Here is a 23438-nt window from a genome sequence, read left to right as displayed (position 1 = left end):
ACAGCCCCTTCCTACAGCCAACGATATTGTGAACACAGCCCACGGACGTTAGCTTTGTACAAGCGCTAAGAACGCTTCGCAGCGGAATCCCGTTCCCGTTAGAAACGGCTCTTCTATTTCCGGAAGGCCCACCATGACGACAGCTCCAAACCGCGCTGCTGAGCATCGGCGCTGTACTCAAAAACGATCTGCGGACGACCGGCGATAGCTTTGGTGGATGCAAGTGTTCCCCACAACCAGCGCTCGCCCCATCCCTCGTAATAGACACGCACACGCTCAGCCATGGTCGTGCCTGCGCTTTATACGCTGACGCTTGGCAGCCTCTTCGTACCGCTGCAAGTCATCGAGACTTTCCACTCTAGGCTGGAACAGCAGTTCCAGTTCTTGTCCACGCCCTAACACCATCGCGATCCGGACCAGATTCTCGAAGCCGACGCTGCGCCCTGCCTCCAGACTGGATACGGTGTTGGTGGCAATTCCCGCTCGTCCAGCGACCTCCGCTTGCGTCAGCCGTTGCGCTAGCCGTTCGCTGCGCAAGCGCTCACAGAGGCGTTTGACGATTTCGGCAGGCTTGCTGAGGCTTAGATCCAGCATCTAGGGCTGTCCTCCATCCAAGACCATGAAAACAAGACGATTGCAGATGGATTTTAACCACAAAAAAATGGGCCTTAAAGATAAATAATGGAATTAAAATACAAAATTTAGGAAATATGCATCCATCATAGGTGCGTAGATGTTCTGAGTGTCGAGGTGCCCCTTCGCGGGTAAACCCGCTCCTACAGGGCCAGCGCCGTGCACCAAGAGGGCGGTGAGTCTGTAGGCCGGTCATGCGGCTACTTGGCCTCGACCGGGGGCTCCACCCGCTCTACCACCACCTGCATACGGCTGGTCATGTCCGTCACGATCACCTGCCCTTCGGCGTACTCCGGGGTCAGCATCAGCGAACGAACCAGGTGCTGGCTGGTGCCCTTTTTGATGTTCTCGAACGCCACGATGATCGTTTCGTTGCGCCAGTTGCTGATATCGAAACCACCCGCAGCGATGAATTCGCGGATGTCGCGCTCGTCGTCGAAGACCTTGGCAGGCAGGATCAGCAAACGGTCCTTCAGGAACACTTCGTAGTACTGGCGCGTGCCCGCTGGCCAGTTGTGCGCCATCACGTGCTCGATACGCCAGTGATGGACGTTGTTCTCATACACCACGACCCGTTCGACCTTGTGCCCGTTGCAGGCGGCGAGCAGTGGCAAAAACAGGTATCCGAGCCCGGTACGCAGGCGGTGCAATATCATCGAAAATTGCCTCGTTGTATCAGTGAGAGTGGTCACTTCAGCGCCTGACGGTTGGCCCTGCGAATCTGCCGGTACTCTACCAGTTGAACGCGCATCTCTCGGTAGCGCTGACTGTTGACGATCAACAACGCCGTCAAGCCGAACAGCAATATCGAGACGTAACCACCCATGTGCGGCCGGTAGCCATAGCTCGGCAGCACGGCGAGAAGCGCAATCACAACCAGCCCAATCACCCCACGCACGCCCCAGGCATAGCCGCGCACCATGGCGATATGCGAAGCCGCACTCACCACCGCTACCAGGGCCAGCGCCATGACGGGCTGCGCGCGGTCGGGGCTACGCAGATAGGTGGAGAATACCAACGAGACGGTGCCGCCCAATGTCAGGCAGGACAGAAAAAACTCGGCGATGAACACGCCGAAGTAACGAGAAAGAAATCGCTGCAGTTCCTGGCCACGTGTCACTCGCTGATCTCCTCGTAAAGCCCCACTGCCACCGATTGCACGAAGCTACTGCTGCCAAAGCCGGACAACGCACCGATCGAATCCTGGATCAGGGTCTTGGTGGCATGCTGGATCTCGGTGGGGGTGAAGCGTTTGATCGCCGCACCGGCCGCTTGCTGCAGCTTGAGCTGTTTAGCGGTCAGCGACGGGTGCTTGATCAACAGCAATTCCTTGGCCAACGCCTTGCGTTGCTGGCGGCTGAGGTTATGGAACAGCTCGTTCCAACCCTTGCCGGTCGCCGCCTTGCGCACTTGCAGGAAGCGCACGGTGCTGGCGCCCGACGCACCGACGCCCAGCAGTGAGACCCCATCGAGGATCCCCATGACCGTCTGCACGGTGTCGTTGTTGTCGAGCCAGTCGTTTTGCTCCGGGTCGTTCATTTCGTTGTAAACGCGGTAAGCGCCCATCATGCACTGCCCAGTCCCGGCAGCGGCAGCCGCGTAACCCACGGCGGTGAGGGTCAGGCTGGCACCGGCGGTGAACGGCACGGCAACGGTGCCACTGAACATGACGATCCAGCCCAGAGCTGCAGACAGACAGCTGGCGGTCGCATTCACGGCCTCGCTGACCACCTTGCGCTCGCGAGCGCCAGTCTGCAACTGGGTCATGAACTGCTCGGGCGAGGTATAAGGCGGCGCCTCCTGCAGGATGATGCGCTTGGGCGCGATACTGCAGATCGGCTGAAATTCACGTAGCACGATGACGTTGTACTGGGCATCGATGTAGACGACGCCAGCGCCGACGATGCCAGGGTCGGCATCGATGGCCCTGAACAGCTTCTGCTGGTCAAGGCTCAACAACAGCCGCTGACGCGCCATCTGCTGACGGTTGCGGCCCAGCACATCGGGCAATAGATCACTCACGACAACTCTCCTTCGGTCGACAAGCCGCTGCGCCGGCCCACGCGCTTGCCCGGCAGGTCACAAGACCTGCCAAAGGCAGCACGTGCGCAGGCGCGAGCGCAACGAAGCGTGGATTTACACGTTCGGGCAAGGGACCGGCGCCCAGTCACCCATGTCGGGGCTGTTGCACATCTTGTTGACCTGGGCCACACCGGCATTGGCGACCTGCTGTGCCTCGGCCTTCTTGGTGGTGGCCTTCTGCAAGGTCTTCTCGGTGGCGACGGCCTCTTGCGGCACGCTCTTGCTCACTTTCTTGGTCTTGCTGGTCGGGGTGGCGACCTTCGCCACTTCGGTACGCGCTACACCCACCTGCTTGAGGTCTTGCTCGTAAGCCTGGGTGTAACTGTCGAGGTTTTCCGCGACGCGGCCATTGACGGTGGCCAACAGCTGGTTCGACTCCTGCAGGCCGGAGACGATCTCGGCCAGGCGCTTGCGTCCTTCGGTGTCGTTGATGCGGTTGGCCTTGCGGCCTTCGATCAGGCTGCTGAACTCGCGCTGATAGCAGCTCTGCGACGCCTTGGCGTAGGCGGTGGTGCGGTCGAGGTCGGCAGCGCTCTTGTCGATGTCGGTGGCGTACGAAGCGATACGCTGCTTGTCGTCGCTGATCTGCTTCTGGCGCTCGGTGTAGTAACCGGCTGCGCCGCCGACCAGGGCGCCACCCGCTGCACCGATGGCGGCGTTGCGGCCACGGTTTTCCTTGTCGACCAAGGCGCCGGTCAAGGCACCGCCGAGCGCACCGATGACCGCGCCGCTGGCAACCGACTTGGTCATGTCACCGTCGGTGGAGCGCAGGTGCTGCACCGGCTCGTAGCAGCTCGGGTAGTACTCGACCTTGGTCGTGGCACCGACCTTGGAGACCGGCGAGCTGGAGCAGCCAGCCAGCAGAACGGTACTGAAGCCTGCCGCCAGCAGCAGGGTGGAACGGGCCTGGGAGGCCGTGATGAAGGTCTTGAACATGTCACTTTTCTCACGTGGGTGGATCGAACCGGGGAGCCTCATGCCACCCCGGGGTTACAACAGCCAGAAACCACTACGAAGGCCGCGCGGCGGCCGACGCCAGGAGCTCCTTGAGGATCGTCGCCGGGTCGGCCCGCCGGTTCTGGCGGTACTCCCCAACGTGGCGGACGAACAGGGTGGCGCGGTTCATCAGGCTCTTGCCCAGGACCGGCTTGCGATTGAGCTCTTCCTTGACCCGCTGGAACTGCGCCTGAATCACCGCATCGGTGTAGCGCGTGCCGCTGGCCAGGTTGTCGATGTAGATCGCCACCGCACCATCGAGGGCGGCGCGACCGTTGGCGATGGCGGCGGCGTACATGCGCACCGTGGTCTGGTCGCCACGCGCCTTGGCCTCGGCCTGGGTATTGCGCAGGTTGGTCAGGCGGATGTTGTAGTTGTTGATGGTCTCGGCGACCAACGCGGCCGACTGGATCAGGTTGCCGGCAGCTTCCTCGCGCTGACGGCCGATCAGCGAGACGCTGCGCTTGAGCTCTTCGTTGACCAGGCCCAGTTCGGCCTGCTGGCGCGGGTCGACAGTGGCGGCGATGATGCTGTCCAGGCGCTTGGTCGGGTCCTGGGCGGCGTCGATGTCGTCGGTCAGGCTGGTCAGACGGCCCTCTTTCTGCCATTGCTCGAACAGTTCCTGATAACGCGAGCGCGGTGCCGACAGCGCACCGATGGCGACCCGGAAACCGGTGGTCGCATTGCGCTGCTCGGTGCCGTCGGCGCCGAACAAGGGGTATTCGCGGCGCATGCCGGTGAACAGCGTGCCCTCGCCTTCGAGGTAGTTGCCGCCCTTGACCACGAAGCCGCCATAGGCGCCTTGCAGCCTGCCGGCATGTACCAGCTGGAAAGACTCCTGGACCATCTCGGCGGCGTTGCCGATCACATCGAACAGCCCCAGCGGGTTCGGCAGCTTGGTGCCAATCGGCATCAAGCGCGCAGCCTGGCCGGTGCCGCCGGCCACCTGGTTGTACACCGCCCAGTCGCCCAGCGGCCCATCGCTGTCGCTGCCCTCGACCCTGCGCGGGAACAACCGCCCTTCCAGCTCCTGGCGGCTCACGACCGAACCACCGCGGGCGGCGAACTCCCATTCCACTTCGGTGGGCAGGCGCACGAAACCGACTCCGCCGTCCTCGGACTTGCTACCACGGCCACTGACCGGCAGCAGGTCGCGGTGGTGCTTGAGCAACCAAGCGCTGTACACGGCGGCAAAGCGCTCGGCCTCGAAGCGCGACAGCTTGACCTTGGGCAAGCGCCCCGCCGCCGTGGTCTCGGGCTCACAGGCCGGCGCCGGTGCGCCGCTGGCCAACGACTGGGCCTGGGCCATGACCTGGGCGTATTGGCGCGCGGTGACTTCGTATTTGCCGATGAAGTACATCATCGGCTTGAGCGGGCCACCCTGGTCGAGCTTGGGCAAGGTCGGGGCGACGGCCTTCTGCCAGCTGGGCGACAGGTCCTGCAGCGCGAACTGGCCGTTGATGAAGTCGCGGCGGTAGCCGGAGATGAATGATTGCTTGTAGCCGGGCTCGCCTTCGCTGAACGGGTAGCCGAGATTGACCTCGCGGTCGTCCAGGCTGCCTTGGGCCAGCACGTAGACACTGCGCAGCACCAGTTCGCCGCCGCACGGCAGCGGCAGGCTGACATCGCCCGGCAACGGTTTGGGGTTGTCCAACCGGGTGCTGTCGACCGGCTGCGCCGAGGCGCTGGCAGGTGCGTCAGGCTTGGCTGGCTGTTCGTCGCCCGGCGAGCAGGCCGCCAGGCTCAAGGTGGACAGGAACAGGGCCACGGCCCCGAGGCGAAGGTCAGACATCACGGATTCCTTGGCTGGCATCGATGCGCGCCACCCGCCAGCCGCCCAGGGCGGCAGCGGCCATGCTGGCCAGCAGCACGGCACACAGCGCAACGAGGAAGTGCATCGGCAACAGGTGACTGGCGTACTCGCCCGGCACCTGCATGAACATTCGGTTGAGGCCGTGCTCGGCCAACAGATACAGGCCCCCGGCAGCGGCTGCCGCCAGCACGCCGCTGTACAGCGCCTGCAGCACCACGAACAGCAGCAGCGCGACCGTGCCGAAGCCCAGCAGGCGCAACACTGCCAGCTCGCGTTGCTTGCGCTGCACCGCCGCCACCGCGCCTGCAGCGATGGCCGCCACGGCGCCGGCCACGGCGAGGCCGGTGATGATCCAGAACACCAGGTCAAGGTTGCGGCTGAGGGTCTGCACCTGGGCGATCTGCGCGGCCTGGGTCGACACCAGCCAATTGCGTGCGGCGAAGTATTCGCGCAGCGGCTCGACGTCGGCAAGCTCGCGGGCATACAGGCGAAACGCCGGATACACCCGCTGGGCGTCGCTGCCTGGCGTCTCGCCCGGCCAGCCCAACGCAGGCACGGCGCGCCCGTCGCGGTAGTCTTCGACGGCCTCGAGCAGACCCAGCGAGGCGAACAACCCGTCGCGCTCGAACGCCGCCAGCGGCAGCACGGCGCTCACCTGCAGCGGCAGCTGGCGCCATTGCACCTGGCCGGCCTGCTGGCGGCTGAAACTGGCCTGCAGTTCATCGCCGACCTGGGCGCCAAGCTTCTCGGCAGCAGTGAAGCTCAGCACCACCTGCTGCAGGCCCTGCGCTGGCGACACCTGCTGCAACAGCGGGTCGCCAGCAGCGGTGGGGATCATTTCGACGGTCACCGCGCGCCCCTGAGCGGGCAGCAACAGCTCGGCGGTGGCGGCGATCTGCCGGGTCCGGGGGATGGCGAACGCCACGTCGGGGCGCTGGGCCAATTGCTGGATGAAGTCAGCGCGATAACGCCCGCCGCCAAGGGGGATGATCTCGCGTACGGCCGGGTCCCGTTGCAGTCGCTCGGTCAGGCTGCCGACCAGGCCGAACTTGAGCCCAAACAGCACCAGCAGCGGCGCGATCACCGCCACCAACGCCAACACGCTGCACGCCGACAGCCGCGCATCGTTGCGATAATCCTGCCAGGCCAGCCCGGCGATCAGCCACGGGCGCATCAGGCGGCCTGCTCCAAGGTGGCGGTGACACCGCCGTCGGCATCGCGCCGGCAGGCCATGCGCAACACATTCAACCCGGCTGCGCGGGCCAGCGCTTCGTCGTGGGTGGCGACCACGCAGGTTACCTGGCGAGCCTGCGCCTCACGCAACAACAGCTGCATGACCCGCTCGGCGTTCACCGGGTCCAGCGCCGCCGTGGGTTCGTCGGCCAGCAGCAGCGCCGGTGCATGGGCCAGGGCCCGGGCGCAACTGACTCGCTGGCGTTGGCCAAGGGACAGCGCGGCGGGTTTCTTGGACAACTGATCGTGCACATCCAGCGCTTCGGCCAGGCGCTCGACGCTGCCGTCTTCGCCCAGGCCCAGCAGTTGCCGGGGCAGGCGGATATTGCCGCGCACATCGAGAAAGCCCAGCAGCCCGCCTGCCTGCAGCACATAGCCCAGCTGCCGACTGCGCAGCGCGGCAAGCCGGTCGAGGCGGCGCTGACGCCAGAGGCCCGCGACATCGGCGTCGCCGAGCATGAAGCCCTCGGCGATGTCGGGGGCCAGCACCAGCGCCAGCAGGTCGAGCAAGGTGCTCTTGCCACAGCCGCTGGGGCCGACCAAGGCCACCCGCGCACCCACCGCCAACTCGAGGCTATCGACCTGCAGGCTGTAGCGCTGGGCACCCTGCCCGCGTGTCTTGCGCACCCCGTTCAGGCTGATCATCATGGCAGCGTCGACAACGGGACACGGTACAAGGCATCGCCCGGCTCGGCCTTGCCGAAGCGCACCCAGTTGGCCATATCGTTGTGGAAGGTCTCGTACAGGCGGATCTTCGACTCGAGCTCGTCGATGAAATCCTCCTGCTCGGCCACCGACAGCGACAGCCACAGGTCCTGGGTCATGCTCAGGGACTTGCTGCGGTATGGCAGGCCTTCGAGGTATTCGCCCAACACGCCGCCCTGGGCGAGGTTGGCACCTTTGCGCAGGGCGCCGGGGTCACGGCTCATGTAGGCACTGGCGCTGGCGATCTCGTTGAAGAAGTCGCCCGGCGAGCTGCGGGTCTTGCGCGCAGCATCGACGATCAGCTTCAGTGATTGCTGCAGGTCGTTGAGCTGCAGCTTGGTCAGCATCACGCATACCTGCAGGCTCGGCAGCGCTGGATTGGTCAGGTCGCGATCAGCGGCCCAGGCGCTGACCAACTGTGGCGCCTGGCTGGCGCTGTGACGACCGAGAAAGTCCATGTGCATGGCGTAGCCGATGGCCTGGGACTTGGCCGCCAGGCTCGCGCCCGCGCTCAGTTGCGGCACTGCCTGGGGCTGCTGCTCGCGCACCTGGTGCACCAACTCGGCGAAGGTCGAGCCGATCTCGCGTACACGCTCGCCAAAGGCGCCGACATCACCGCCTGGGACGCCCACGTACAGGTCGCCGATCTGCGGGTTGCTGTCGGCAGTGAGCACCCGGTACTGGCTCTCGGCCGAGGCATGGTTCTTCGCCCCCGCAGGGGTACGCAAGTGCAGGGCGTAGATCTTGATCTGCTTGCTCAACGCGGCCTGGCGCACCTCGGCCTCGTTCATCTGGGTGCTGCTGTATGGATCGTTCTTGCGCAGGGCGCCGGCATCGCTGACCAGCAGGACGATGCGCCCGCCATAGCCGGACCAGTCCATGCCCTCCACCGCCTGCATCACCCCGGCGAAGGCATCTTCGTTGAATGAATGGCTGGACACGCTGGTGGCCTTGACCTGCGCAGCGGCCTTGAGGAAGCGCGCCGGATCGCGCCCCTCCTCCAGACTGACCAGGGTCTTGCTCAGGTAGTCCAAGCCCGGAGTGCGCTTGACGCTGTTGCGAAAGCCCACCAAGCCGAAACTGACGCTGTCCAGCTCGCCACGGGCCGCGAGTTGCTGCTGCAGTTCGCTGACCACCTGGCGCACGCGGTCGATGTACGGCTGCATCGACACCGAGGTGTCGACCACCAGCACGATGCCGGTGCGGAAGCTGTTGTCCGCTGCCGCCAGCGCCGCACCTGCAGCCTTGGGCGCGCTGTCACGGGCGCTGGCACCGGGGTCGATGGAGGCGACGTTGAGCAGTTGCACCGGCTGCCCGTCGGCGTCGAAGCTCTCGCGGTAATCGAAGATCGGCATCAGGTAGAACTGGTTCTGCGGCACCGCGCTGGCCGCCGGCTCCAGGGCCAGTACCTGGGGCACCTGATCGGGCTGGTTCTGGGCCTTGAGCAGGTCGGCACGGGCCTTGCCGGTGTCGTCGAGCAACTGCTGCAGGTCGTCGGCCTGACGCATGAACATCACCGGCGAGCGGCCCGAACGTTCGGTGAACTTCAGCACCAGGCTTTGCTTCCAGTCGCTGGTCTGCGCCGCTTGCAGCCAACCGTCGCGCTGGCCATCGCTGGAGGCTCCGACCTCCAGCCACTGCTGACCATCGATGACCTTGCGCTGATACACGTACAGCACCGAAAACGCCGGCAGTGGCTCACCCGAGGCGTCGCCGGGCAGGACCTGCAACTGTGCCTCGGGCTTGCTCAGCACGCGCTGGAACAGGGTCTTCTTGCCAGGCATCAACAGCGGCCGGCCATCTTCGCTGACCGCAGGCGGCGGCGTGGGCGCTGCGACAGGCTCGCTCGAAGCGTGGATCTCGGGCGCAGGTTCGGCCGACTCGTCACGGCTGCCGAGCAGCCAGAAGAAGGTCCCGCCCAGGCCCAACGCCGCCGCGATGGCCACCGCCAACACAGCCTTGGCCGGATTGCCCGAACCAGAGGTGACGGAAGTGGCCGGCTTGGGCTGTGGCGGCTCCACACGGGGCTCGGGTTTGCCCGGTGGCGGCTCAGGCGCCGGTGCGGCCTGTGGAATTTCGATGGAAACTGGCGTCAGTCCGCCCAGATCGCCCTTCACCGGCTCGACCACCGGCAGTGGTCGGATCACCGTGCTGTCATGGTCGTCGGCGGGCAAGCGGTCGAGCGCGGCCAACAGCGCCGCGGCATCGGCAAAGCGCTCGGCTGGGTCCTTGGCCAGCAGTCCGCGCAAGATCTCCCGGTATCGACCATGTTCGATGGGCAGTTCCGGCAGTGGCTCGGTCAGGTGCGCCAACGCCGTCGACAGTGCATCGGTGCCCCGGTACGGCAGTTCGCCGACGAGGATTTCGTACAGCACCACGCCGAGCGCATACAGGTCGGCACGTCCGTCGATGTCCATGCCCCGGGCTTGTTCGGGGCTCATGTAGCTGGGTGTGCCCACGGCGAAGCCGGCCTGGGTGAACTGGGTGCGGTCATCCAGGGATTTGGCGATGCCGAAGTCCGAGAGCACGGCGGTGCCGTCGGCGCGGAACAGGATGTTGGCCGGCTTGACGTCGCGGTGCACCAGGTCCTGGGCGTGGGCATAGCCCAGCGCCTGGGCGATCTGGCGCACGTACAGCAGTCCCTGCTGCGGTGAAAGGCCTGCTTCGATGCGCTCTTTGAGCGTGCCGTTGGGCAGGTATTCCATGGCCATGTAGTACAGCTCGCCGACGTTACCGATGTCGTGGATGGTGGCGATGTGCGGGTGCGACAGCCGCGCCAGGGTGCGCCCTTCGCGCAGGAAGCGTTCGCAGAAGGTGGGATCGGCGGCCAGGCTGGCGGCCATGACCTTCAGCGCCACCTTGCGCTGCAGCGAGCGTTGAGTGGCCAGGTAGACGCTGGCCATGGCGCCCTGGCCAATCTCGCTGTCGATGTCGTATCCGGGAATCTGCATGGTCTGGGTGCTCTTCAATTGGCCTTCACCACCACGGCGGTGATGTTGTCCGGGGCACCACGGGTCAGCCCCAGGTGCACCAGGCTGCGCACCACCTGGTAGGGGTCGGCGTGGCCGAGCACGTCGGCGATCTCGTGGTCCTCGGCGGTCTTGTTCAGGCCATCGCTGCACAGCAGGTAGGTGTCGCCGGGCTGTACCTGCACGCTGACGGCCTGTAGTTCGAGGCGATCCTGGACACCGATGGCGCGGGTGACGATGTTGCCGCGTGGGTGTACGCGGGCTTCGGCCTCGTTGAGCAGGCCGCTGTCCTGCAGTTCCTGGACGTAGCTGTGGTCGTGGGACAGGCGCTCGATGCGACCGCCGCGCAAGCGGTACAGGCGACTGTCGCCGGCCCACAGGCCCATGGCCTGGTCGCCGCGCGCGGCCAACACCACCACGGTGCTGCCCATCATCGCCACGCCACGGCGCACGGTCTCCTCGCGCACCGCACGGTTGACCCGGCCCAAGGTGTCGCGCACGGCCTCGGCGAAATCATCCAGGCCCTCGGCAATCGGCAACTGCCGCAGGCTGTCCACCGCCAGACTGCTCACGTAGTCACCGGCGGCATGCCCGCCCATGCCATCGGCGACCGCCCACAGGCCATCCCAGGTCAGTTCCAGGCAGGCGTCTTCGTTGATCTTGCGCACCATGCCGACATGGCTGTAGCTCGCCGCGCTGTAGTGCATGCCGCTCATGCAGGGCCGCCCTCGCTGCCGAGCAAAAAGGCGGCGAACTGGTCGCTACGCGGCAGCCCCCGGCTGCGTATCAGCCCCGGTTCGATGCGCTCGCTGCCATCCCCCCACCACAGGCTCATGCCTTCGCAGGCGCATTCGGCCAAGGCCGTAGTCCTGTCCTGCGGCGTAACCGCATCCAGGTGCTGCAACCCCGCCACGGTCATGCGCGGACCCGCTGGCAGCGGCCTTGAGCCGTGAAAAGGCTGCAAGGCCGCCTCGAAGTTCTCGAACGCCGCGTCAGCCTCGAGCGTGCCCAACAAGGCCCGTTCAACGCCTTCGAACCAGTCGTCGGCCGCGCCGACCACACCCGCCACAGACGCTCCAGGCTCCAGTACCTGGGCCACGGTCAGCGGAAAGTACCGCCCGACCCGGTCGATGCTCGGCATCAGCACACCCACCACCGCATCGGTGCCGCACACACCCGGAGCCAGGGCAAAGCGCCACAGCGGGCTGACCAGGTAAGCCTGCAGCCACTGCTCGCCCAGTGCCTGCTGGCTGGCCTGGATACCGGCGGCCAGCCACTGGTCCCAGGGCTGGATGAAAGTCTGCGGCAGGCTGCGACTGACGAAGTCGCCGCGGCAGGCCAGCTTTCCGTAGAAACCCACGTCGTTCACAAATGCTCCGGCAGGCTGAAACCGCTGACCACTCGGCTGCGGAACGGGTTGAAGGCGCTGCTGGCACGCAGCTCGTAGGAAACGCTGGCGCCATCCACGCGCAAGCGCAGGTTGAAGCGCTCCGGCGAGCTGCCGGCCACCAGATCGGACTGATCGAGCAGGCGGAACCACGCCCACGGCCCTTCCATGGTCAGCCCCGAACGGCCACTGGCCGAGGGTGGCGATATCGACAGGCGGACCACGCCGATACTGTTGGGATTGGGCCACTGCAGTGCCACTGGGCGGCTTGGGCCGTGGTCGTAGCTGACCTGCTGACCATCGAGATCGAGCAGGAACTGGGTGATGCTCGCATCCATCGCCACCGGTTTGAGCTCGAAGCGCACTCCCGGCTGCAGGCCACTGCCGCTGCGGAAGAAGGCATCGCGGATGGTCGCCGCGCGCTGGAAGGTATGCAGCACGCCGCTGTTGATCCCGAGCTTCTGCGCCGCGCCCGGCTGCCAGCTCCAGGGTGTGCTGGAGGTGTTGACGTAGGGCTGCAGGTACTTGCGGAAGTAGTTGTCCATCACCCCGCCGACGCCGAAGAACTGGCCGAAGTCTTCCAAGGTGGCGTCACGCGAGCTGCCGGCCACCATCGGGTAGCGGCCGCTGAGCGATTGGCGGTAGACGTTGACCACCTCGCTCGACCAGGCGGCATTGAGCTGATTGCGCACCCCGCCCATGACGATGCTGTGGGTCGAGCCGAGCACCGAACTGACCAGGTTCTGCACCACCTTGGGCTGGCGCGCCGCGCCCAGTGCGACACGTTGCGCCGCAGCCTGCGCCTGGTTCTTGGCTTCGCCGAGCAAGGCATCGCCGCTGGCCCCGACCATGGCGCTGACCTGCACGTAGAGCGCGTTGAGGTCGGTGAGCAAGCCATCGATGGCCGCTGGTTGACCTTCGCCGGTGTCGACCAGCGCGGCCAGTTCGGCGAAGTGTGCGGTCACCGGGTCCAGCGCCTTGGCGGCGGGGTTATCGCTGGGCAGCGGCGCTTCGCCCAGCAACCCACCCAAGCGTTGGCGCAGTTGATCGACACCTGCTTGCTCGGCCTTGTCCTTGACCTTGTCGAGGGCAGTCGGCTGGCTGAGGTCGGTCTCATGGGCCACGGCCTGCAGCAGTTGCTTCATCGGCGAGGTCGGACCCGACAGCACCCGCAACACATCGGCCGCCTGGCCGACACTGGTGATCGGCACGAAATCCAGATCGTCGAGCAAGGCATCCCAGTGGCGGATGTAGTCCTGATAGTAGAGCTGCTGCACGTCGTCGGCCAGGCGCTTGGCGTCGCCCGCCTCGCTGGGTGTGCGCCCCAGTACCCAACGCTCCTCGGCAAGGGTGGTGCTCTGCGCCAGGCTGGCAGCAAGAAATGCCTTGCGGTAGCCCTCGACGGTGAACAGTCCAGGCAGCGGGTCGCTGAGTGGTTTGCCGTTCTTGAAACGGAACACCAGCGCAGCATCGCGGCCTGCCGCCTCGCTGACGCGGAAGTCGCTGACACCGACAGGCAGCTTCTGACGCTTGACCCGGTCATACACACGCTGGGCCACCGGCAACTGCTGCAGTTGGCGACGGGTGTCGTCGATCAGACGCTGGTCCAGCCGCGCATTCGGCGGGCGTTTGTCGAACAGCGCCGTCAGGTGCTGCTCCAGGGCCTGGCGCAGATCGGGGGCAAGGTCGCGGGGTAGCTGGCGCTCCCAGTCGAGGGTGATCCAGGCCTTGAGGAACTCGGGATCGTAATGTTCGCCATCGGCCAGCATCAGGTAAGCCTTGAGGCCTTCGTAGAGGTAGTCGGAGGGACCGCCGGCATACAACTGCTCTTCGATGCGGGTCACCAGGCGCGGGGCGAAGATGGCGATCAGCAGCTTGCGGTACAGGCTCTGGGATTCGCTTTCGAGCATGTCGCCCTGGTACAGGCCCAGCCCTTCGGCCCAGCCAGGCGGATCATCGGTCAGGCGGCGCACGGCGTTGAGCAGCGGCAGCACGTCGACCACGCTGCGCTGGGCCGGACTCAGCGCCTGCACGCGCTTGCCCAGCGGCTGCAAGCGGCTGTCGACATCGGCGATGTACTGCTGGTTGGCGCGGTAGCTTAGGGTCCATAGGGTGCCCACCAGTACGACCAGCGCTACGCTCAAGGCCAAGGCGCCGCGGGCGATCCACTTGCGCCGCCGCTCCACCTTGGGGTTGCTGCCGACCAGGCCACGCTCGGCGAAGGCCACCGCGCTGAACAGCTTCTCGATGAAGTAGCTGCGGCCGCTGCCGCTTTGCCGTGCCAGGTGAGCGCGGTCCAGGCCCATGCTCTGTGCCATGCTGCCGATCAGCCGGTCGATGGGGCTGCCTTCCTGGGTGCCGCTGGTGAAATACACACCGCGCAGCAGCGCGCGCTCCTCGAAAGCGTTGGGTTTGAAGACACCGTCGAGGAACTGCGTGAGGTTGCCGCGCAACGCGGCGAACTGTTGCACGAAGCCGTAGATCAGATCGCGCCGGGCCGGGTCGCGCTCTTGTTGCAGACGCTCGACCAGACGCTCGCCGAGGCGCTGTTCGAGCAGCCCGAACTCGCGCCCGAATTGTGCCAGCGGGCCGTCGCCACCCTGCTCCACGGTGTCCAGCGGGAAGGTCATGCCCCACACCTGGGCGCGCTCGTCCTTGCCCAGGTTGTCGAAGAACTCCATGAAGCCCGGTACCAGATCGAGTTTGGTCAGCATCAGGTATACCGGGAAGCGCACGCCTAGCTGGCTGTACAGTTCCTGGATCCGCGCGCGGATGGCTGCGGCATGGGCGGCGCGCTCGGCCTCGCTGCCGAGCAGCAGGTCGGACAGGCTGATGGCGATGAACGCACCGTCGATCGGCCGGCGTGCACGCTGAGTCTTGAGCAGGTCGAGAAAGCCCAGCCAGGCGGCCTTGTCGACCTGGGCGTGGCTGTCCTGAGTGGTGTAGCGACCCGCGGTGTCGAGCAGCACGGCCTGGTCGGTGAACCACCAGTCGCAGTTGCGCGTGCCGCCTACGCCACGGATGGCGCCCTCGCCCAGTTGCGCGGCCAGCGGGAAGTGCAGGCCGGAGTTGACCAGCGCGGTGGTCTTGCCGGAGCCAGGTGGGCCGATGATCACGTACCACGGCAGTTCGTACAGGTTACGCCGCTCGTCGCCGCCGAGGCGGGCTTTCTTGAGCAGCGCCAGAGCTTCGTCCATGCGCTGGCGCAGGGTCGCCAGTTCTTCGGCGGTCGCCACGCTGGCAGGATCCGGGGCAGTTTCCGCCGCCAGGCTTTGCATTACCTTGGCGGCCTGGCGGCGTGCCTGGACGATACGCCAGGTGCGATAGCCGATCCAGGCGGCGAACAGCAGGACGATCAACGCCCAACGCGGGGCAGCCGGCGCCAGTACATCCAGCAAAGGCCCGACGAACCAGATGATCAGGCTCAGGGCGATCAACCCCAGCAACGGGACCACCCAGCGAACGACAAAACTGAACAACGCCTTCACTCGACGCCCTCCGCCAGAACGGTGATTTCAACGCGGCGATTCTTCGCCCGACCCTGCGCAGTGGCGTTCGACGCCAGCGGCTCGGTATCGCTCAGCCCTTGGGCGCTGAAGCGATCGGGTTGGCCGGTACGCGCGACGAGCATGGCCTTGACCTCTTCGGCCCGTGCCTGGGACAGCGCCCAGTTGGACGGGAAGCGCAAGGTGGCGATGCGTTGGTTGTCGCTGTGCCCGGTGACCCGGACGTTGCCCTTGACCTTGGCCACCGCCTCGGCGATGCGTAGCAGCAGGGGTTGGAAGTCACCCTTGATACTGGCGCTGGCACTGGCGAACAGTTCGTCGCCACGGATGGTCACCACCGACCGGTCCACCGCGTCTTCCACGGCCACCCGACCGGCCTTGATGTCGTCGGCCAGGAACCCAGCCAGGCGCGGGCGCTCCACCGGTTTGGGTTGCACCACCGGTCGGTCCATGGCCTGCACCGGGATCTCGCCCAGGGCGTGGATGCCACGAAACACCGGCTCGGCATCGGCGGCCAGCTTCAGGCGCAGGCCGAACAGCACCAGCAGCAGCAATGCCAGGGCCACGGCCAGGCCCACCCAGGGCGGTACGAACTGGGCCAGACGATCACGGCTGACGGTCACCCCGCGCCAGTGCGGCGACAGTTCGCGCTCGCGTTCGCCGCGGGCGCTGCGGATGGCCGCGGCAGTCCGCTCGCGCAAGGCTTCGAGCTGGGCGCGGCCATCGTTCATGACCCGGTAGCGGCCTTCGAAACCGAGGCTGGTGCACAGGTACAGCAACTCCAGCAGGTTAAGGCGCTCACGGGGGCTCTGTAGACAATGCTCCATCAACTGGAACACCTTCTCGCCCCCCCAGGCCTCGTTGTGCACGGTGATCAACAGGCTCTGCCGGCCCCAGTCGCTGGCACTGCCCCAGGGCGTGCTGAGGACCGCTTCGTCCAGGGCGGTGCACAGCGCGTAGCGCGCCAGCAACACCTCGTTGCGGGCCACACCGGCGGCTTCGGCGCGTTCCTCGAACTGGCGCAGATAGGCCAGCAACTGCGCCCGTAAGCTGGCCGGCGCCGGGTGGGCGATGGTGTTGCGCAGACGGGTGAGCAAGGCCAGCAATGGCCCGGCCGCCTGTTCGAGCGGATTAAGGCCCACGCCCTGGCCAGGTGCCAGGGGCTCGGCGGGCATCTGTAACGACGCCGCAGGCGCCGCCTGCGCAGCGACCGCGGCGGCAGGTTGCGGGCCGCGGCCACCGGGGCGCGGCATGAACTGAGTGCGGTCGTCTGCCTGTGGATCTTCCGGGTGCATCGCGGCTTATCCTCGAATGGCCCAGAAGGCCAGGCTCAGGCCGGGGAACTCGCCGGCGACGTAGAAGGCGAAACCGCCGGAATGCTGCAACTGTTTCCAGTGCTCGCTGCCGCGGTCGAGCTCGAAATAGGTGGAGCCGGCGTGGAATGGGATCTGCCGCGGTGCCACCGGCAACGGCAGCAGGCCGATACCCGGCAACTGCAGGTTGACCAGGTCGCGGATGTGTTCCACCGAACCAATCTTGCTTTGCTGACCGAAACGGCTGCGCAAGGTCTCGCTGGGCACATCGGCGCGGACCACGAGGATGAAACTGGCGCTGTCGAGCAGGCTGCGATCGGCGAGCATGCCGACGTGGATACCGTAGGCCTTCTCGACGATGGGAATAGCCACCGCCTTGCTGTCGATCAGGGTCGAGAGGGCCTCGCGCAGCGCCGCCATCACCGGGGCGAAAGTCGCGGCCAGATCGTCGTGCTGGTACACCGGGAAACTGTGCGGGCGGCGACCATCGCGGGTGAAGGTGGCGAACTCGCCGGCCAGCGCCACCAGCTCGCTGTACAGCCGTTCGGGGTGCAGCGGACTGAGCTGGTTGAGGTGCTCGACCAGTGGCTGGGCGCGGTTGACCAACTGCAACAACATGAAGTCGGCGATCTCCGAAGCCCCACCATTGGCCGATGCCACCACCCGCCCCGCCAGCGCTTCGCCGCGCTGGTGCAGCAGGCCCAGCAGCTCGCCGCAAAAGCTCGACAACTGTTGGCTGGCGGCCACGTCGAGCACCGGTGGGATATAGCTGTCATCGATCACCAGAGCGCGATCGGCGCGCTTTTCTCGCACGCGCAGCATGCCGAGTGCGGCGTAGTCGCTGAGGCCATCTTCGCTGCGCAGCAGACGCAGGGCGCGGCTGGCCAGTGCCAATGGCGCGCGGTTCTCGAACGGGGCGTTGTCATCACGCACTTCACTGACCCGGCTGATGTAGCGGGCACCGGCGAGCGCTTCACCCTCGTCGACGGTATCGCGGGCGCCTGCTCGTTTGAGCGGCAGGCCGAGGTGGATCACCCCGTCGCGCAGCTCGTCAGGCACCTCCAGCGGCGCCGGCGGCAGGTCGTCGCGCGGGATATCGAACGGCGTGCCGTCGGGCAACAGGCCCCGGGCACTGAGAATCGCCAGCTTGCCCTGGGCCAGCAGGCCCTGGTCGAGCAGCAGTTCCGAGAAGCCCCAGGCAGCAGCGCTCAAGGGTCGGCTGCGGGCGTCGACGAAATGCTCAAGATAGCGGTCATGCTGTTGGAAGTGCTGGGTCGTGATGAACATGCCTTCCGACCAGACCACGCGATTGTTCCAGGACATGGGGGCTCCGATTGCCTAGCGCACAGGCTCAGGTTGTGGGGTGGCCACGGCGCTGCGCACGGCACGCACATCGAGGCTGATCTGATAGTCACGGGGCGGCACCGGCAGCACGCTGCGCCACAGGGCCTGGTCGATCTCGCGATAGCCGACCACTAGACCGACCTGGCGGGTGGCCGGGTCGAGCGGACGCTCCAGGCGCAATTGCTCGCCAGGCTGCAACAGCACTTCGTCCTGATCGATCAGGTCGGCGCCAAGGGTCGCCTGGGCACGCTCGGCCAGGGCGAAATAGTCGGCGCGGGCAAAGGCTGCACTGTTCTTCAGCTCGTACAGGCGCACCCGAACCGGCGCGGGTGTACCGCCAGCGCCCGGATTGAGCCCGGCGGCAGCGCTGAAATACAGGGTGACGGCAGAGCCGCTGGCCGCACTGTCGGCGGCGATGGGCGCGTCCTTGCTGCAGGCACTGAGCAGCACCAGGGTCAGTGCGGCGATCAGTCGTGTCGCTTTCATCCTCGTCCTCATGACGTACTGTGATCTTCCTTCGCTCGCTCAGGAGCGTCGCAAACGGCTGTTATGGGCCTCGTAGGCACGGCTGAATTCCCGACCGAACAGGTCCTGGAAGTCGTCTTCGGCCTCTTGGGAAATCTGCCCATAGAGTTCGGTGAACTGTTGCCAGCAGTGCGCCTGACGCGAGCCTCCGAACAGCTTGGCGAGCCCGCCTGCCGGTGCCAGACGCTGCTCCAGGCGGGCCGGTTCGAATCGGCCGAGCAGATGCTTGATGGCCGCTTCCACGCCGGCCATCACGGCCAGCTGGTGCGCGCGCAGATCATCGAAGCTGTCGCGCACGGCCTGGTCCGGCGCCATGAACGCCTGGTTGCCGTGGCGCAGCAACAGCAGCAACGCTTCATCGGCGTTTGGGGCAAATTTCAAGGGGTTGTTCTGCACCGGGGCGATGGTGGTCTGCTGCATGCGGAATTCGCCTTTGAGGCTGCTACGCGCACGCAGCACATCGATCAGACCTTCGACCATCAGGCGGTAGCTGCGGCCGATGGCCTCCATCTGTGCCGCGGCATCGGCAGCGTCGATGCGCAGGTGTTCGATACCGGCGCCGCGCAGAAAGGCTTGAAGCAACGCATCGCCGGTCGCGCTCGGTGCGGGTGGCGCAGCGGCAGGTGCGACCGGCTCAGGCGACGGAGCTAGCGGTGCTGGTGCGACTGGCGCAGGCGGCTCTGCCGGGGGCGGTGCCTGTACTGGAGCGGGCGGTGTGTCGAACAGGTTCCAGTCTTCCGGAATCTTCCCCGCCGGGGCAGGCTCGGCCACCGACGCGGGCGGAGTCGGTGACGCTACCGGAGTCGGCGGACGGAAGTCGTGTTGCTGGGCCGGGACATGGTCGGGTTGGCTGACTGGCGGTACGCTCGAAGGGCCAAGAAAATCGAACAGGTCGGGCAGCGTATCGTGACTCGATGCCCCCTGGAGGAATGCCGCAGGCGCACCGGAAATCGGCGGGTTGCTCACCGCCGAGGCCGAGGATTGATTTGCCATCAACGCCTCGAAACTGTGGACCTCGGGTTCGCCGCCCACGCTGGTGGAAAGACCGGCGTCGATGCGCGCCTGAATTTCGTATTCGCCGATCCGAATAACTTCGCCATCCATCAGCGGCTCACTGGCGCCGCGGCGCAGGCGAATACCGGCGCGCACTAACTCCACACCATTGGTACTGTTATCGGTCAAGTAATAACGCCCATCCTTGAACTGAATCACACAATGCCTGGCTGATACCAGTCGTTCCGGATCCGGCAGCACCCAATCATTATCCGACGAACGCCCGACAGTGATGGCACCGGCTTCCAGCAACTTCTCCGGGCATTGTCCGGGAGTAATCTTGTGATAACTGGTGATAGTCAGGCAAAGTGCCATCATGCCTCCTTGCATATATTTGAAGTGCCAAGCCATTCATTTGAATAGATCAGCCCTGCCCTTCAAATGAGTGCTGAACCCCTTGATTATCAAGGCTTCCAGACGACAAACCGAATATAAGGCGAGCTCTATGACCCTATTGTTCCCGCACACTCATTGCACCCGACAAGTGGTACTGTGCGGCTGCCAACTGGGTCACAGTGGGTACTCAGGGCGCGTAGCTTACCTTGACACTCGCGAACAAATAAACCATAAATGCGCAACTTCGAAGTACTAAAACGATATCACTCTGATATCACCTCGGTACTCTTTGGCAAATCTGTGCACTGGTTCACACTTGCAACTTCGCGCGTGAACACGCCCCTACCACGGGCCGATATGGAGATCGATTTCTGGTGAACTCATCGCAGTTACTCGCCGCCGTTTCCGCTGATTTCCCCTGCGGCGATGACCTCGAATACGACGCCGATTTCCTGCAACTTGAGCGGGATGCCCAAGGTCGCCCGGAACGTGTGATGGGCGATGCGGTTCAGCCTGCCGAACCGCCTCAATGGCGCGATATCGAACAGGCCTGCACGGCCCTGTTGCAACGCAGCAAAGACCTGCGTATCACCCATTTCCTGCTCCAGGCCAACCTTGCCTTGCACGGTCTGCCGGGCCTGGTCGCCAGTCTCGAACTCATTCGCGATCTGCTTGGCGAGTACTGGCTGTATCTGCACCCGCAGCTGGACGCAGCCGACGACAACGACCCCACCGTACGCGTCAATGCCCTTGCCGGCCTGACCTGCGAGACCAACATTGCGCTGCTGCGCGACGCCGTGCTAGTGCGCTCGCGCGCCTTCGGCCCGGTGACCCTGCGTGCAGCGCTGCACGCTGCCGGCGTTCAGCACTTCGCCAGCGAGCAGCTCAGCGCCGAGGAGTTGGCCGCCGCGCTGCGCGATGCCGATGACGAGCAGTTGCAGCAGTGCCGGCAGGCCCTGCAACTGGCCCGCGAAGCCGTGGACGCCATCGAGCGCCGGGTCAACGACCAGGTCGGTTCGGCCAGTGGTGTCGACCTGTCGGCCCTACGCCAGCCGCTGCGTCAGGTGCAACAGGTGCTGAACGACTACGGCCCGGCAGGAGCGGCACCGGCTTTGGCCGACGATGCCGCGCCTGCCGCCGACAGCGCTGAGGACCAGATTGCCACCATCCCGGCCAGCCCACGCGCCGCCGCACGACCTGGCGAGATCAGCAGCCGCGAGGACGTGCAACAGAGCCTGGACCGCCTGTTGCAGTACTACGCCCGCCACGAGCCATCGAGCCCGCTGCCGGTGCTGCTGCACCGGGCGAAGAAGCTGGTCAATGCCGATTTCGCAACCATTGTCCGCGACCTGATCCCCGATGGCTGGTCGCAATTCGAGAACCTGCGCGGCCCCGAGGACGATTGACGCCCTCGCGCCGCATCAATACCGACGCCCGCAACGAATAGAGCCGCCGCACCGGCGACCAGGAGGAACAACGTGGCGAAAGACAGCTCCCAGAAATTCATCGCGCGCAACCGCGCGCCGCGGGTGCAGATCGAATATGACGTCGAACTCTACGGCGCCGAGAAAAAGGTCCAGTTGCCGTTCGTCATGGGCGTGCTCTCCGACCTCGCCGGCAAGCCGGCCGAGCCGCTGCCGGCAGTCGCCGAGCGCAAGTTCCTGGAGATCGACGTCGACAACTTCGACTCGCGGCTCAAAGCGATGAAGCCACGCGTAGCCTTCAATGTGCCCAACGAACTGACCGGTGAAGGCAACCTGAGCCTGGACATCACCTTCGAGAGCATGGACGACTTCAGCCCTGCCGCCGTGGCGCGCAAGGTCGATGCCCTCAACCAGTTGCTCGAAGCCCGCACCCAACTGGCCAACCTGCTGACCTACATGGACGGCAAGACCGGGGCCGAGGACATCATCCTCAAGGCCATCAAGGACCCGGCCCTGCTCCAAGCCCTGGCCAGCGCGCCGAAACCCGCCGACAACGAGCCCAAGGCCTGAGGAGACAGCCCATGAACGATCCAATGCGCGACGCCCAGGGCCAACCGGCCGCGGCCACCCAGGACCCCAGCGAATTCGCCAACCTGCTGCTGCAGGAATTCAAGCCCAAGACCGAGCGCGCCAAGGAAGCCGTGGAAAGCGCCGTGCGTACCTTGGCCGAGCAGGCCCTGGCGCAGACCAACCTGGTCTCCAACGATGCCATCGGTTCGATCGAGCAGATCATCGCCGCCATCGATGCCAAGCTCACCGCCCAGGTCAACCAGATCATCCACCACGACGATTTCCAGAAGCTGGAAAGCGCCTGGCGTGGCCTGCATTACCTGGTCAACAACACCGAGAGCGACGAGCAACTGAAGATCCGCGTGCTCAACGTTTCCAAGACCGATCTGCACAAGACCTTGAAGAAGTTCAAGGGCACCGCCTGGGACCAGAGCCCGATCTTCAAGAAGCTGTACGAGGAAGAGTACGGTCAGTTCGGCGGCGAGCCCTACGGCTGCCTGGTGGGCGACTACTACTTCGACCAGTCGCCACCAGACGTGGAACTGCTCGGCGAAGTGTCGAAGATCTGCGCCTCGATGCATGCGCCGTTCATCTCCGCTGCCTCGCCGACGGTCATGGGCATGGGCTCGTGGCAGGAACTGAGCAACCCGCGCGACCTGACCAAGATCTTCACCACGCCGGAATACGCCGGCTGGCGTTCGTTGCGTGAATCGGAAGACTCGCGCTACATCGGCCTGACCATGCCGCGCTTCCTGGCCCGCCTGCCCTACGGCGCCAAGACCGACCCGGTCGAGGCTTTCGCCTTCGAGGAAGACACCGACGGCGCCGACAGCAGCAAGTACACCTGGGCCAACGCCGCCTACGCCATGGCGGTGAACATCAACCGCTCGTTCAAGCACTACGGCTGGTGCTCGCGCATCCGCGGCGTGGAATCGGGCGGCGAAGTGCAGGGCCTGCCGGCGCACACCTTCCCCACCGACGACGGCGGCGTGGACATGAAGTGCCCGACCGAGATCGCCATCTCCGACCGCCGCGAAGCGGAGCTGGCCAAAAACGGCTTCATGCCGCTGCTGCACAAGAAAAACACCGACTTCGCCGCCTTCATCGGCGCCCAGTCGCTGCAGAAGCCGGCCGAGTACGACGACCCGGACGCCAGCGCCAACGCCAACCTGGCCGCGCGCCTGCCGTACCTGTTCGCCACCTGCCGCTTCGCGCATTACCTCAAGTGCATCGTTCGCGACAAGATCGGCTCGTTCAAGGAGAAGGACGAGATGCAGCGCTGGCTGCAGGACTGGATCCTCAACTACGTCGACGGCGACCCGGCGCACTCCACCGAGACCACCAAGGCCCAGCACCCGCTGGCAGCGGCCGAAGTGGTGGTCGAGGACGTCGAAGGCAACCCAGGCTACTACAACTCGCGCTTCTACCTGCGCCCGCACTACCAGCTCGAAGGGCTGACCGTGTCGCTGCGACTGGTGTCGAAGCTGCCTTCGGCCAAAGGGGCTTGATGCCCCGCCCACCCGTTAATCGACATGTAATTCCGAGGACA

The 23438-nt window shown here is 65.5% G+C and carries 19 protein-coding genes and 1 pseudogene; 3 read left to right on the top strand and 17 right to left on the bottom strand.

Annotation, left to right across the window (positions count from 1 at the left end; all coding sequences use genetic code 11):
* Nucleotides 1–131: 131 nt before the first annotated feature.
* The 17 genes and pseudogenes from KY379_RS14815 to tagH all read right to left on the bottom strand — a co-directional run.
* Nucleotides 132–284, bottom strand: a pseudogene (locus KY379_RS14815) (type II toxin-antitoxin system HipA family toxin); the annotation flags it as partial.
* Nucleotides 277–594, bottom strand: a complete 318-nt coding sequence (locus KY379_RS14810) for a helix-turn-helix domain-containing protein (protein ID WP_196173904.1) — start codon at nt 592–594, stop codon at nt 277–279. The pseudogene KY379_RS14815 and the gene KY379_RS14810, both read right to left, overlap by 8 nt.
* A gap of 239 nt (nt 595–833) precedes the next feature.
* Nucleotides 834–1289 (bottom strand): hypothetical protein, encoded by a 456-nt coding sequence (locus tag KY379_RS14805; RefSeq protein WP_261240634.1) that lies wholly within the window; start codon nt 1287–1289, stop codon nt 834–836.
* Between the two features lie 32 nt (nt 1290–1321).
* Nucleotides 1322–1753, bottom strand: a complete 432-nt coding sequence (locus KY379_RS14800; RefSeq protein WP_136913331.1) for a hypothetical protein — start codon at nt 1751–1753, stop codon at nt 1322–1324.
* Nucleotides 1750–2655: an NAD synthetase gene (locus KY379_RS14795; RefSeq protein ID WP_409977275.1), complete on the bottom strand. Its 906-nt coding sequence runs from the start codon at nt 2653–2655 to the stop codon at nt 1750–1752. The genes KY379_RS14800 and KY379_RS14795 overlap by 4 nt, the downstream gene beginning before the upstream one ends.
* Before the next feature lie 114 nt (nt 2656–2769).
* Nucleotides 2770–3651 (bottom strand): type VI secretion system-associated lipoprotein TagQ, encoded by an 882-nt coding sequence (gene tagQ, locus KY379_RS14790; protein WP_133331728.1) that lies wholly within the window; start codon nt 3649–3651, stop codon nt 2770–2772.
* A gap of 73 nt (nt 3652–3724) precedes the next feature.
* Nucleotides 3725–5503 (bottom strand): formylglycine-generating enzyme family protein, encoded by a 1779-nt coding sequence (locus KY379_RS14785; protein ID WP_196173917.1) that lies wholly within the window; start codon nt 5501–5503, stop codon nt 3725–3727.
* Entirely contained in the window at nt 5496–6698 is a 1203-nt protein-coding gene (locus KY379_RS14780; protein ID WP_133331726.1) for an FtsX-like permease family protein, read from the bottom strand. Before KY379_RS14780 ends, KY379_RS14785 begins: the two co-directional genes overlap by 8 nt.
* Nucleotides 6698–7402, bottom strand: a complete 705-nt coding sequence (locus KY379_RS14775; protein ID WP_306466540.1) for an ATP-binding cassette domain-containing protein — start codon at nt 7400–7402, stop codon at nt 6698–6700. The genes KY379_RS14780 and KY379_RS14775 overlap by 1 nt, the downstream gene beginning before the upstream one ends.
* Complete coding sequence (locus tag KY379_RS14770) at nt 7402–10413, bottom strand: serine/threonine-protein kinase (RefSeq protein WP_261240639.1); 3012 nt, start codon at nt 10411–10413, stop codon at nt 7402–7404. Before KY379_RS14770 ends, KY379_RS14775 begins: the two co-directional genes overlap by 1 nt.
* Nucleotides 10414–10427: 14 nt before the next feature.
* A complete protein-coding gene (locus KY379_RS14765) occupies nt 10428–11147 on the bottom strand; it encodes a PP2C family protein-serine/threonine phosphatase (RefSeq protein WP_133331724.1) in 720 nt (239 codons plus the stop codon).
* On the bottom strand, nt 11144–11800 hold the full coding sequence (gene tagF / locus KY379_RS14760; protein WP_261240640.1) for a type VI secretion system-associated protein TagF: 657 nt from the start codon (nt 11798–11800) through the stop codon (nt 11144–11146). The genes KY379_RS14765 and tagF overlap by 4 nt, the downstream gene beginning before the upstream one ends.
* The gene (gene tssM / locus KY379_RS14755) at nt 11797–15306 is read right to left on the bottom strand and encodes a type VI secretion system membrane subunit TssM (protein WP_261240641.1); all 3510 of its coding nucleotides are present in this window, start codon (nt 15304–15306) and stop codon (nt 11797–11799) included. Before tssM ends, tagF begins: the two co-directional genes overlap by 4 nt.
* The gene (locus KY379_RS14750) at nt 15303–16619 is read right to left on the bottom strand and encodes a DotU family type VI secretion system protein (RefSeq protein ID WP_261240642.1); all 1317 of its coding nucleotides are present in this window, start codon (nt 16617–16619) and stop codon (nt 15303–15305) included. Before KY379_RS14750 ends, tssM begins: the two co-directional genes overlap by 4 nt.
* Nucleotides 16620–16625: 6 nt before the next feature.
* The gene (tssK, locus tag KY379_RS14745; protein ID WP_261240644.1) at nt 16626–17960 is read right to left on the bottom strand and encodes a type VI secretion system baseplate subunit TssK; all 1335 of its coding nucleotides are present in this window, start codon (nt 17958–17960) and stop codon (nt 16626–16628) included.
* Nucleotides 17961–17975: 15 nt separating this feature from the next.
* The gene (tssJ, locus tag KY379_RS14740; RefSeq protein ID WP_133331719.1) at nt 17976–18467 is read right to left on the bottom strand and encodes a type VI secretion system lipoprotein TssJ; all 492 of its coding nucleotides are present in this window, start codon (nt 18465–18467) and stop codon (nt 17976–17978) included.
* A 39-nt stretch (nt 18468–18506) separates the two neighbouring features.
* Nucleotides 18507–19874 (bottom strand): type VI secretion system-associated FHA domain protein TagH, encoded by a 1368-nt coding sequence (gene tagH, locus KY379_RS14735; RefSeq protein ID WP_261240647.1) that lies wholly within the window; start codon nt 19872–19874, stop codon nt 18507–18509.
* 395 nt (nt 19875–20269) lie between these two features.
* Between tagH and tssA the strand changes: the two genes are divergently transcribed.
* The 3 genes from tssA (at nt 20270) to tssC (ending at nt 23397) form a co-directional block, all read left to right on the top strand.
* Nucleotides 20270–21301 carry a type VI secretion system protein TssA gene (gene tssA, locus KY379_RS14730; RefSeq protein ID WP_133331717.1) on the top strand — a complete coding sequence of 344 codons (1032 nt, stop codon included), beginning with the start codon at nt 20270–20272 and terminating at the stop codon, nt 21299–21301.
* A gap of 72 nt (nt 21302–21373) precedes the next feature.
* On the top strand, nt 21374–21889 hold the full coding sequence (gene tssB / locus KY379_RS14725; RefSeq protein ID WP_133331716.1) for a type VI secretion system contractile sheath small subunit: 516 nt from the start codon (nt 21374–21376) through the stop codon (nt 21887–21889).
* 11 nt (nt 21890–21900) lie between these two features.
* On the top strand, nt 21901–23397 hold the full coding sequence (tssC, locus tag KY379_RS14720; RefSeq protein ID WP_133331715.1) for a type VI secretion system contractile sheath large subunit: 1497 nt from the start codon (nt 21901–21903) through the stop codon (nt 23395–23397).
* The last annotated feature ends 41 nt before the right edge of the window (nt 23398–23438 follow it).

The organism is Pseudomonas sp. HD6422 (assembly GCF_025377065.1).
Lineage (GTDB): Bacteria > Pseudomonadota > Gammaproteobacteria > Pseudomonadales > Pseudomonadaceae > Aquipseudomonas > Aquipseudomonas putida_U.
This window is presented reverse-complemented; position numbering and strand designations above follow the sequence as displayed.

What these genes read in the sequence shown, in the direction of transcription:
- KY379_RS14810 (WP_196173904.1), bottom strand. Translation starts at nt 594, where the DNA reads ATGCTGGATCTAAGCCTCAGCAAGCCTGCCGAAATCGTCAAACGCCTC.
- KY379_RS14805 (WP_261240634.1), bottom strand. Translation starts at nt 1,289, where the DNA reads ATGATATTGCACCGCCTGCGTACCGGGCTCGGATACCTGTTTTTGCCA.
- tagQ (WP_133331728.1), bottom strand. Translation starts at nt 3,651, where the DNA reads ATGTTCAAGACCTTCATCACGGCCTCCCAGGCCCGTTCCACCCTGCTG.
- KY379_RS14785 (WP_196173917.1), bottom strand. Translation starts at nt 5,503, where the DNA reads ATGTCTGACCTTCGCCTCGGGGCCGTGGCCCTGTTCCTGTCCACCTTG.
- KY379_RS14780 (WP_133331726.1), bottom strand. Translation starts at nt 6,698, where the DNA reads ATGCGCCCGTGGCTGATCGCCGGGCTGGCCTGGCAGGATTATCGCAAC.
- KY379_RS14775 (WP_306466540.1), bottom strand. Translation starts at nt 7,402, where the DNA reads ATGATCAGCCTGAACGGGGTGCGCAAGACACGCGGGCAGGGTGCCCAG.
- KY379_RS14770 (WP_261240639.1), bottom strand. Translation starts at nt 10,413, where the DNA reads ATGCAGATTCCCGGATACGACATCGACAGCGAGATTGGCCAGGGCGCC.
- KY379_RS14765 (WP_133331724.1), bottom strand. Translation starts at nt 11,147, where the DNA reads ATGAGCGGCATGCACTACAGCGCGGCGAGCTACAGCCATGTCGGCATG.
- KY379_RS14750 (WP_261240642.1), bottom strand. Translation starts at nt 16,619, where the DNA reads ATGCACCCGGAAGATCCACAGGCAGACGACCGCACTCAGTTCATGCCG.
- tssK (WP_261240644.1), bottom strand. Translation starts at nt 17,960, where the DNA reads ATGTCCTGGAACAATCGCGTGGTCTGGTCGGAAGGCATGTTCATCACG.
- tssJ (WP_133331719.1), bottom strand. Translation starts at nt 18,467, where the DNA reads ATGAAAGCGACACGACTGATCGCCGCACTGACCCTGGTGCTGCTCAGT.
- tagH (WP_261240647.1), bottom strand. Translation starts at nt 19,874, where the DNA reads ATGGCACTTTGCCTGACTATCACCAGTTATCACAAGATTACTCCCGGA.
- tssC (WP_133331715.1), top strand. Translation starts at nt 21,901, where the DNA reads ATGAACGATCCAATGCGCGACGCCCAGGGCCAACCGGCCGCGGCCACC.